General features: G+C 44.3%; 8 protein-coding genes. 7 read left to right on the top strand and 1 reads right to left on the bottom strand.

Going from position 1 to position 11,516, the window contains the following annotated elements; genetic code table 11:
* The first annotated feature begins 203 nt into the window (after positions 1 to 203).
* Entirely contained in the window at positions 204 to 1,451 is a 1,248-nt protein-coding gene (locus tag Q0590_RS19170; RefSeq protein WP_302039205.1) for a hypothetical protein, read from the top strand.
* 108 nt (positions 1,452 to 1,559) lie between these two features.
* On the opposite strand, the gene Q0590_RS19165 is transcribed toward Q0590_RS19170, so the two are convergent.
* Positions 1,560 to 3,758 (bottom strand): hypothetical protein, encoded by a 2,199-nt coding sequence (locus Q0590_RS19165; RefSeq protein ID WP_302039204.1) that lies wholly within the window; start codon positions 3,756 to 3,758, stop codon positions 1,560 to 1,562.
* Positions 3,759 to 4,046: 288 nt separating this feature from the next.
* Here Q0590_RS19165 and Q0590_RS19160 point away from each other — a divergent pair, with 288 nt between their 5' ends.
* From Q0590_RS19160 to Q0590_RS19135, 6 genes are all read left to right on the top strand, one after another.
* Positions 4,047 to 4,691, top strand: a complete 645-nt coding sequence (locus Q0590_RS19160) for a DUF1801 domain-containing protein (RefSeq protein WP_302039203.1) — start codon at positions 4,047 to 4,049, stop codon at positions 4,689 to 4,691.
* Positions 4,692 to 5,151: 460 nt separating this feature from the next.
* Positions 5,152 to 5,730, top strand: a complete 579-nt coding sequence (locus tag Q0590_RS19155; protein WP_302039202.1) for a TetR/AcrR family transcriptional regulator — start codon at positions 5,152 to 5,154, stop codon at positions 5,728 to 5,730.
* Between the two features lie 55 nt (positions 5,731 to 5,785).
* Positions 5,786 to 6,094, top strand: a complete 309-nt coding sequence (locus Q0590_RS19150; RefSeq protein ID WP_302039201.1) for a hypothetical protein — start codon at positions 5,786 to 5,788, stop codon at positions 6,092 to 6,094.
* Complete coding sequence (locus tag Q0590_RS19145; protein WP_302039200.1) at positions 6,040 to 7,137, top strand: TolC family protein; 1,098 nt, start codon at positions 6,040 to 6,042, stop codon at positions 7,135 to 7,137. Before Q0590_RS19150 ends, Q0590_RS19145 begins: the two co-directional genes overlap by 55 nt.
* A 19-nt stretch (positions 7,138 to 7,156) precedes the next feature.
* Positions 7,157 to 8,311, top strand: a complete 1,155-nt coding sequence (locus Q0590_RS19140; RefSeq protein ID WP_302039199.1) for an efflux RND transporter periplasmic adaptor subunit — start codon at positions 7,157 to 7,159, stop codon at positions 8,309 to 8,311.
* A gap of 36 nt (positions 8,312 to 8,347) precedes the next feature.
* Entirely contained in the window at positions 8,348 to 11,512 is a 3,165-nt protein-coding gene (locus Q0590_RS19135; protein ID WP_302039198.1) for an efflux RND transporter permease subunit, read from the top strand.
* Positions 11,513 to 11,516: the final 4 nt, after the last annotated feature.

The raw sequence follows: 11,516 nt of genomic DNA, 5'->3' as shown, positions 1-11,516 counted from the left end.
GGAGAAGGAGTAAAAGGGTGAATGCAAAAATAGTAAAAAGAGGAAAATAGCTTGCATAACTCATTAATAAGCAATAATTTGAATGTAGTAATACCCGTTAGTCAATTGCTCGATCATAAGTAAAAAAACAGCAGAGCTGCCATCTTTCATGCTCAATATCCTGCCACATTCCTATACAATAATTATAGATATCTATTACTTTTATGAAACAAACTTACCAAATCTATTCCTTTTCTTTCCTTGTGCTGGGAAGCCTGTTTAGTTGTACCCCGGAGCAAGCCAAAGATACGGCAACTAGTTCCACGGCAGATAATGCACCGGCAAGTATAGCTAGTGCACAGGCTTATAAAGAGGGCAATGATTATGTACTTTTTGAAAGAGTCCGGATAGTAGATAGAACGGCTTTTTCCCAACCTGCTGAAGCCTATAGTCTTTTGCTGCCCAAAGGATGGAAGCAGGAAAGTAAAATTATCTGGAATTTGCCAGGAAGTGATTGTGCAGGTACTTTCCGGGCTTTAGAGGCAACATCTGCTGATAACCAGTACCGCTTTCAGGTATTACCCGACGTTTTATTTACCTGGAATAGCAATCCCGAACTTATGCAGTTTTATCAGAACAATAAGAGCAGTTCGCCTTATTGTACTATCGGACAGCCTATACATGCAGAACACTACCTGAGAAATATATTTGGACCGGAAGAGTTAGGCAACCCTCAAATAGTAAAAGTTGAATCTAACCCATTGGTGGTGGAAGAAATGGAGCAGTCTAATGAAAGAGCCAGAAGGGAACTAATGCAATATGGTTCCGCGAATATTGCGTTTGATCAATCGGCTATTAATGCCACTGTCCGTTGGCCGGATGGCAAAGAAGGCATGGTTGTGTTGGGGGTAAGCATACTAGAAAATACCATACCCAATATATACACTGGCACAACCAGCAAAAGTTATACAACGCAAGTAACCAAGCGTATGGTTTACACCTATCCTGCCGAAGAAGCCAAACAAGCCCTTAGCCAGTTTTCTGTGATTATGGGAAGTTTCCGTACTAATCCTTCGTGGAATGAAACAGTGAATAATTTCTGGGCAAACGTAAGGCAGCAGAAGCAAATAGAGCACATTGGAAAGCTGCAATTAATGGATGCCCAGACAAAAGCCATCGGAGAAGCAACTATCCGGAAAGGGGAAGCCAGATTAAAAGAAATGGATATGGATTTAAGAAGCTGGGAGCAACGGCAAAGTGCCCAAGACCGCATGCATACCAGTTTTGTTAAAACCATTAGGGAAGTTGAGAACTACCAGGATGAAACTGGTACAATGGAGCTTGCCTCTGGCTATAATCACGCCTGGAGCCGGGGCGATGGCAGCACATTCATTATGAGCGATAACGCTAGTTTCAATCCTGGTACGGTATTTCAGGACCAGGCCTGGAAGGAAATGAAGAAAGTAGAGTAGAGAATAAGCAGTCAAAAAAGAAAGCCCTCCCGGGTTCAAAATTATCCTGGAGGGCTTTCTTTTTTTATAAACTATCCTTTAGAAGCAACTATTGAGGAGATAGCTGAATTACCTGGCCAAAGGATCGGGCCGGATCTGAAACTTAAATACTTTACTGGAAGTGCCTTTGCCACCTTCCATATGAAAAGGAGTCCGGGTGCTGATTGTAGCCCATATGCCACGTCCCTTCCAGCCTGCCTTTGGATCATCAATTCTACCATCCATCCATTTAGTATAAAACCCTAGCGGGTAGGGTACCCGCATTACTACCCACTGTCCGTCTTTTAAAGCCAGCAAAGCTTCCGACTCGTTACCGGTATTGATCGGAATATTTTCTCCCAGCCCTAAGGTGTTGAATTGATCTACCCAGGTATAGTAGCTGGATTCTGCACTTCCTTTGTAATTAACCCCTTTTAATTGGGGCAGAGGTTCGGTGTAAAACGTCCAGCCTTCCGGGCAGTGCTGACCGGTAGCATTAGGTCCGTTTAGGGGACCATTGCACTTGCGTCTGTCGAAACTGGCCAGGTGGCCACTAGCTAAAGCAACCCAGGCTACCCCATTCCGGTCAATGTCCATCCCTCTGGGAGAGAAGCCTTCTATAGGTTCGCCTTTGTCGTTTAAGGGTAATTCATAATATTCTACCAAGGCGGATTCTGGCGGATTAGAACCAGGATTTAACCGGATAACAGCTCCAGGATACCCTAATGAAGATCCCCATACCGAACCATCTGGCGCTGGCGCTACTGAGTAAATTCCTTTAGCTATACGCTTATCTTTGGCTGGGTCTACTGGTTCAGTAGGTTCTACATAGGCATCCCGTTTACCATTACCATTGGCATCCAGTACCAGGGCAGTCCATCCCTGGGATGTTTCTTCATTGCCTGTTTCCAGGTATTTTTTTGTATTCAGCCAGCCGATCACTTCTCCGCCTCCACTTGTCCAGAGGGTATTGCTGCTGTCTTCGGCAAACATTAAATGGTGGGTGCTGAAGCAGGTACTAATGTGGGTATATTTTTTAGTTGCCGGATCATAAAAACCCAAATGGCGGCTGGCTCTGTTAAGTGGAAAAAGTTTGGCCGATGGATGATCTGATCCTGTTTTGCAGCAATCCGGATTGTCTGGTGGCCGAACCGTGGCTGTAATCCATACGCGGCCTTTTTCATCAATCATCGGATTATGCACATTGGTCTTACTACTCCAGATGGGTTCAGTTCCCCAGTAAGGCGAGGGCTGCATCACTACGCCGGAAGCAGATTTCGTGCTTGTATCGCGGACGGAAAGCGGTACTTGGCTGGCTGCATGTTTTACAGGGTCCAGCACAGGCAAATAATCAGCACTTACTTCCAACGCGCCGTACACCGGGCCATTGGCATTTACTGTGGGATTACGCCGATCTGTTGAAACAACGTCATGCAAATAGGCTTTAGGATCGGCCCAGTCCCACTGGGTAATGACTACATTCCGTTCTATGCATTTAGGTCTTGGCGGAGCAGGTGGAAGTTCTCCTTCCTTAATACGGTCGGTCCAGTTGGCAAACATTTGCAACGTTCCTACATGTCCCCATTGGTGTACAGCTGAAGTCATTATTGGCCCTGCCTGCCCGGACTGCAAACGGCGTTCCCAGGCTTGTGCGGAAGAGTTGAAATTTCCTAACGATTCAGGCAGTTTACGGGTGCCCTGGCTACCTAGCTGATGGCAAGCCAGGCAAGTACCCGATTTAATATTGGATAAAAACTTTGCCTGGGTAGCAATCTCCGGAGAAAATCCATTTCCTTCTGGTCCCGACCCTGAACCAGGAAATTTGCTGCTGTCTGGTACATTCAATAAAGAAAACCAGTAGCCGGCTGGGTAATATTCGGCGGCTGCATGCGCATTGGGGGCTTCTACGGCTGTTAAATCCAGATTTTTTCCAGGGCTGGTTTGTTTCTTAGGTGAATCTATCAGCCCGTAGCCGCGTACCCAAACCGAATAAGTTGCTTTGGGAAGTTCTGGAATTAAATACCGGCCCTGATCATCAGTAACTACTATTTTGGCAAATCTGGTAGGCAAATCATTTGTCTCTGCAATTACCCATACACCAGCTTCAGGTCCTTTCGGGCCAGTAACGACACCTCCTATATCTGCCTCTCCAATCTTTACTTGAGTAGAGGAGGTTCCAGACTGGCAGGAACTAAGTAGAGCTAAAACACTAAGCAGGAAGATGTTAAAGAACATATTGTTTTTCCATTTTCCTCTCCTGCTATTCAATAAAATAAATGTGTGTATCATAAGGCTGCGTTTAGGTAGTAGGTAGGTTAGCTGACCTGATCAGGAAAAAAGTTTCTTAATATATTTATTTTAAAAGTGATAGTCAATTACCAGCTTAAATTCAATAGCATGTATATAATCTATCAGCCAGGGAGGTTTTAGGCAGGTACATATTGGGTGCAGGCAACTCAAGGTATAACTATATTTTTGACGCATTTTCCCCTTCGGATTGCCGCCATTACACAGGATTTACTTTATCTGAAACAAATATATTTGTGTATAAATGTAAGCTGCAAACCGGACTAAGTTATGAAACAACTACAAGCAAGCTCCATAGATGCCTATATAGCCAGTTTTCCTGTAGAAATTCAGGCAATTTTAGAACAAATACGGTCTGTAATTAAACAAGCTGCTCCGGAAGCCCAGGAAACTATTAAATATGCCATGCCTACCTTTGTTTTTCATGGCAATCTGGTACATTTTGCTGCGTTTACGCATCATATTGGCTTTTACCCGGTACCAACTGGTATTGAAGCTTTCAAAAAAGAATTATCCGTTTATAAATCTGCCAAAGGCTCTGTTCAGTTTCCTTTAAACAAACCCATACCCTTGAATTTAATTTCAGCTATTACAAAATTCCGGGTAGAGGAAAATAGAGAAAAAGCAGAAAAAAAGAAAGCAGCCCGAAAATGTAAAAAGGGACATACCTATTATAAAAGCAGCGCTTGCCCCACTTGCCCCATCTGTGAACAAGAAGCAAACTCACAAGATCATGTCTTTTCAAACCTTGGAGCACCTGCCAGAAGAGCCCTGAAAAATAATGGCATTACTGAGCTGCAACAGCTGGCTGAGCATAGTGAAAAAGAAATCTTAGCCTGGCATGGGATGGGTAAAAGTTCTATACCAAAACTTCAGCAAGCATTAGCTGCGCAAGGGCTACGGTTTAAAGATTAACTATACTATATAACTCATCTCACCAAAATATACCATAGAGGTAGCAAACCTAGCAAGCCAAGTATACATCTGGAAACAGTTGCTTGTATGTTTCTATGGTCCCTGTCATCCCCTGTATGGCAGCAAATCCTTTACTGATGTAGCATATAAGTGATTTTGAACAGATACCTGCCTTTATTCTCCCTTACCGTTGCTGCAAGGTTTTTAACCAATGAAACTTTACGCTGCTTGTCTATTCCATTTTCAATACAATATTCTGCTTTCAGCAGTTGTCTAAAGTAAATACTTGTGAAGTCTATTTAATATTGGTTTAGTTATATTTTTTATGAGTTCAATGGCCTGAATGATGGACGGATAAAGTTTTTGTTAAAATTTATTGATATTTATTTCTGCTTTTTGTTTTTAAACCTATCTTTGCGCCCCGATTGAATGTTCATTCGGTAATTTGATTAGCTATTTAATGGATATACTGGCAGAGAAAAAAAAGGCAATTTTTGAGAGTACCCTGGAATTAATTAAAGAGAACGGGTTTCATGGAACTCCTATGAGCATGGTGGCTAAAAAAGCTTGTGTGGCATGTGGTACCATTTATCATTACTTCGACAGTAAAGACACATTAATTGCTGAATTGTATGCCTATGTGAAAAAGCAAATGGCAGATGCCATGTTTGAAGGAGACGATGAGCAAAAAGAGTTCAAAGACAGGTTTTACCACCTTATTCTGAGTCATTGCCGGTTTTATATTAAACATCCGAACACCTTATACTTTATTGAGCAATACATAAACTCTCCTTACAACAACCGGGAGCCAGTAAAAGATAATGAGCAGTTTCAGCACCGGATGTGGGATTTTTTAAAACAAGGGATTGATACTGGTGTGTTGAAGCCTATGAACATCCATTTACTGGGTATTTTAATTCATAGCCATGTTGTAACTACCGCTAAGCTGTATTTCTCGCAACGTGTAAAAATCAATGAAGAAGATTTTCCCAATATAGTGCAGGTGATCTGGGATGGAGTTAAAAACCATTCTGATTGAACGTACATCGGATTACTTGCTGATTGAACATAACTATTGAATACCACCTATTTATATGTTACCTATAAAACGATTTATTTTTTTACTTACTGGGTATTTGGGTATTCCTTTACTCATAGCCGCACAAGGGGTACCGGCAAATTTACCTGGTGAATTGAGCTTGGAGCAGTGCATAGAATACGCCATAAAGAATCAGCCGGGGGTGCGGCAAGCCCTGCTGAATGAATCTATTGGCGAGCAGGAAATAAAAGCAAACCTGGCTGGCTTCCTCAGGTTTCCGCACAGTATAACTTGCAGCATTTCCTCAAATTGCCTACCACCATCTTACCAGATTTTACGGATCTTTCTTCGGGCAGGAGGGTAGCTGTACAAACCGGGGTTGCCAACACATCCAATGTACTCTTACAAGCCGACCAGACTTTGTATAGCAACGATGTATTGCTCGCTTCCAAAGCGGCCCGCTATTCCCGCTTGCAGTTTGACCAGAACACCGAGAATACCAAGATCAATACAGTAGTAAATGTAAGCAAAGCTTTCTACGATATTATTTTCAGCCAGGAGCAACTCCGGATATTGGACGAAAATATTACCAGGCAGCAAAAACAGTATGCCGATGCACGTGCCAGGTACAACAGCGGACTGGTAGACAAAACAGATTATCAGCGGGCCAGTATTTCTATAGCCAATACCAGAGCTAGCCGGAAAAGAACAGAAGAGGCCATTAAAGCCAAATATGCTATGCTGAAGGAGTTGATGGGCGTGCCAATAGAGTCGGATTTTGATATTCAATACGACAACAATGTGATGCAGCAGGATATGCAGATTGATACCACCCAGTCATTGGTGTATACAAGCCGCGTGGAATACCGTCAATTACAAACCCAGAAAAACCTGCTGCAACTAAATACCAGTTATTATAAATGGGGGTTTGTGCCAACGGTTTCTGCATTCATTAACTATAACTGGGTATACCAGAATAATGAGTTTGCTCAATTATACGATCAGGTATATCCAACGTCTGTGGTGGGGTTAAGTGCCCGCATACCTATTTTTCAGGGAACCCGCAGGCTTCATAACCTAAAAAAGGCGCAGTTGCAGGAAAAAAGCCTGGATCTGGAAGTGGAAAATGCCCGCAATAGCATAAACACAGAATTTCAGGCGGCGCTTGCCAATTACAAAAGTGATTATAACGAGTACCTCACCTTACAAGAAAATGCCCAGATCGCAGAAGAGGTATATAACACCATAAAGCTTCAGTATGATGAAGGCATAAAAGCCTATGTAGACCTGATTGTGGCAGAAACTGACCTGCAAACTGCGCAAATAAATTATTACAATGCCTTGTACCGGGTGCTAGCCAGCCGGCTAGATTATGAAAGAGCTCTTGGAAAAATAGACATCAATTAATTCAACCGAACACAGTTAAATGAACATACGTTATTTATTGCCCCTGGCTATCAGTCTCGGCCCAATTATCCTCTCATCTTGCGGGCAATCGCAAAGCAGCCCTCAGCAAAACCAGCTCAATGCCCCGGTTATGGTAAGTGCCTATCAGGTAACTCAAGAACAAGTGACAGGGGTGGATACCTATCCGGCTACTGTCGTGCCTATTAATGAAGTAGAATTGCGGCCACAAGTGGGTGGCTACATCACTGATATATATGTATCTGATGGAAAGCAGGTAAAAAAAGGCCAGAAACTGTATGAAATAGACCGGAGCAAATACCAGGCAGCATACCGGCAAGCACAGGCCAATGTAGCCAGTGCAAAGGCAAATCTGGAAAGAGTACGTCAGGATGTGGAGCGGTACGAGAGGTTGTTAAAACAAGATGCCATTGCACGCCAGCAAGTAGAGTATGCCCGTGCCGATTTTCTAACAGCCGAATCACAGGTGGCAGCCGCCGAAGCACAGCTGGCGAGTACGGCAACCGACCTGCGGTATTCAGTTATAGTGGCTCCTTTTGATGGCACGATTGGTATCTCTCAGGTTAGGGTAGGGGCGCAGGTTTCACCAGGACAACCGTTGCTCAATACTATTTCTTCTACCAATCCAATGGCTGTAGAGTTTGTTATTAATCAGCAGGAAATTCCCAGGTTTAGCCGTTTTCTGCAGAACACTCAGGCACAGCCAGACTCCCTGTTTACCCTTCAGTTGGGAGGCCAAATGGTCTATCCGATTCCAGGAAAAATTCTTGCCCTGGACAGAGCCGTTGACCGCCAGACTGGTACTATTACCGTGCGGCTAAGTTATCCGAATCCATCCGGAGAATTAGTTTCCGGCATGAGTGTAGTGGTTAGGTCACTAAATGAAGATATTGGCAAGCAGCTGATTATTCCTGAACGGGCAGTAGCCGAACAAATGGGTGAATTTTATACCTATGTGGTCCGGGGAGATTCTGTAGAACAACGCAAAGTAATGTTAGGGACCAGAGTAAAAGATAAAGTAGTAATACGCGAAGGCTTGCAAGCCGGAGAGAATATAGTAGTAGAAGGTACTCAGCGGCTTCGGCCAGGTGTCAAAATACAATTGGCCTCCACGCAACCCAAAGCTTCGTCCGCTGCTGCCAGTGGTGGAAGATAATTTTCAGGTATTGAGTCTTATTAATAATTCAACAGCATGATTTCAGACATATTTATACGCCGGCCGGTAACTGCCATTGTAATCTCCATTGTCATTGTATTGGTAGGTACGCTGGCAATTATAAACCTGCCGGTAAGCCAGTACCCCGATATTACCCCGCCTGTGGTGTCTATTGTGGGAAATTATACTGGGGCCGATGCCCAAACGGTGGAGCAGACAGTGGCTACTTCTGTAGAAACACAAGTAAATGGAACGCCGGGCATGGCTTATTTAAAATCGAACAGTACCAGTACCGGGCAAATGTCGATGGATGTAACCTTTGACGTAGGAACCAACATTGATATTGCCACCCTGGACGTACAAAACCGGGTAAGTATTGCCGAACCCCGCTTACCAGAAGAAGTACGGCGCTTAGGCTTAACGGTCCGTAAGCGGAACCCCACCATTATGATGGTGGTAACTTTCTTTTCACCCAACGGCACGCATGACATTAAGTTTCTGGATAACTATACCAACATCTATATCCGCGATGCGTTGTTGCGGGTGAAAGGAGTAGGAGACATCAACACGGTTGGAGAAGAATTTAGTATGCGGGTTTGGCTGAAGCCAGATAAGTTAGCCCAGCTGGGTATTAGTTCAGCGGAAGTAGCCGCCGCCATGCGCGAACAGAACGTGCAGGTTGCCGCTGGCGCCGTAGGTGGTGCTCCGCAGTATTCCTCGCAGGCGTTTGAATATCCCATTACTGTAAACGGAAAATTAACCAGCCAGGAACAGTTTGAGAACATCATCGTCCGCACCAAACCGGAAGATGGCTCTATTGTCTACCTGAAAGATGTGGCCCGGCTGGAGCTGGGTAAATTCAGCTATACCCGTAATTCCTTTGTAAATGGCAAACCAGCAACCTTCTTGTTAGTATATCAGTCTCCTGGAAGTAATGCCATAGAAACAGCCGACGGGGTGTATAAATCACTTGTTGAACTGAAAAAGTCCTTTCCAAATGATATGGACTACAAGGTTTCCTTTGAATCGGTTTCAGTTGTAGAAGTATCTATCAATGAAGTATTGCATACACTCATGGAAGCTTTATTGCTGGTAACTCTTGTGGTATTTTTATTCTTGCAGAACTGGCGGGCTACCTTGGTACCTATCCTGGCAATTCCAGTATCCATTATCGGTACGTTTATCTTTTTTATTCCACTGGGTTTTACCATCAATACCCTTACCTTGTTTGGTTTTGTACTGGCCATTGGGATAGTAGTAGACGATGCCATTGTGGTAGTGGAAGCTGTACAACACTATATTGACCATGAAGGGCTATCGGCCAAAGAAGCAACCCGGAAAGCCATGAAAGAAATTACGGCACCAGTAATCGCCATTGCTTTAATTCTGGCAGCGGTGTTTATTCCGGTAGGCTTTATTCCAGGCATTGTAGGCCGGTTGTACCAGCAGTTTGCCATCACCATTGCCATCTCCGTGCTGATTTCTGCTTTTGTTGCTCTTACGCTTACACCGGCTCTGTGTTCACTTATGCTGAAACCGATGAAACTGGATAAAAACTCCAGAGGGGTGAACCGCTTGTTCTATAAGTTTAACCAATGGTTTGCCCGTACAACAGAGTCTTATTCTGTAGGGGTTCGCAAAAGTATACGGGCTACTCCTTTGGTGCTTATTTTAATGGCATGTATTTATGTGGGAACGGTCGGGTTGTTTTCCAGCAAACCTACCGGCTTTATCCCTACCGAAGACGAAGGCCGCTTGTTTGTCTCATTTGAGTTGCCACAAGCCGCCTCCAGTGCCCGTACCCAGGAAGTACTCCTGCAAATGTCGGAAATGCTTCGCACAACCCCTGGCGTAAATAATTACTCGGCCATTGCCGGATTGAACGTAATCAACTTTTCTATTAAGTCAAACAGCGGTACTATTTTCGTGCAGTTGAAACCTTGGGATGAACGGACAGATCCGGCCCAGCAGCTAGGAGGAATTATTAGTCAGCTTCAGCAGAAATTTTCCAGAGTAACCGATGCCAACATTGTAGTGGTGCCACCTCCAGCTATTCCGGGCTTAGGGGCTACCGGTGGATTCAGTTTTGTATTGCAGCAGCGGGAAAGCACGGATGATATTAAAGGTTTCGAAAATGTGGTGAACAACTTCCTGGCCGAAGTCCGCAAACGGCCCGAAATAGTAGGAGCCTTCTCTTTCTTTACCGCCCGTACACCTGGCTATCAGGTGGTAGTAGACCGGGAAAAAGCAAAAAAACTGGGTGTATCAGTAGGTGATGTATTTACCACCATGAGTACTTATATGGGTAGCCAGTATATCAATGATTTTACCATGTATGGCCGTAACTTCCGGGTAGTAGCCCAGGCAGATACCTTGTACCGCAATGATATTAAAGACCTGGGGCAATTCTATGTATTAAACAGCCGCAGCGAATCTGTACCCTTGAGTGCCCTGGTTTCTTATAAAGTAACAGAAAGTGCACCGGTAATTTCGCATTACAATCTTTTCCGTTCTACAGAAATTAATGGAAATGCGGCACCAGGCTATAGCAGCGGCCAAGCCCTGCAAGCCTTAGAAGAGGTAGCAGCAAAGGTGCTTCCGGCCGGATATGGGTATGAGTTCTCTGGATTAAGCCGGGAGGAATTGGCTTCTGGCAATAGCACCATCATTATATTTTCTTTGTCCATTGTACTGGTATTTTTGTTACTGGCTGCTTTGTATGAAAGCTGGTCGGTGCCTTTTTCCGTATTGCTGGCTGTGCCCTTAGGGGCCTTTGGAGCCATTGTAGCCTTACTGCTTTTACCTAAACTGTCTAATAATGTATATGCACAGATTGGGTTAATTACCTTGATCGGTCTGGCAGCAAAAAATGCCATCCTGATTGTGGAATTTGCCAAAGAACGGGTAGACCGGGGTATGGAAATAATTGAGGCCACCATTGAAGCAGTAAAACTGCGTTTGCGTCCGATTATTATGACCTCCCTAGCCTTTATCCTGGGTGTACTACCGTTGGCTTTTTCTTCCGGGGCAGGAGCTATAGCCCGCCAGACAATCGGCTGGACGGTAGTAGGAGGCATGCTAGCTGCTACTTTCCTGGCTATTTTTACGGTACCAGTTTTATACATCGCTATTACCAGATTTGCCTACGGCAAAAAGAAACTGGCTGAACTGCAAACACTACATAGGCCGGATAGTGCATAGGAGA

It is taken from the genome of Rhodocytophaga aerolata, from assembly GCF_030503435.1.
Lineage (GTDB): Bacteria > Bacteroidota > Bacteroidia > Cytophagales > 172606-1 > Rhodocytophaga > Rhodocytophaga aerolata.
This window is presented reverse-complemented; position numbering and strand designations above follow the sequence as displayed.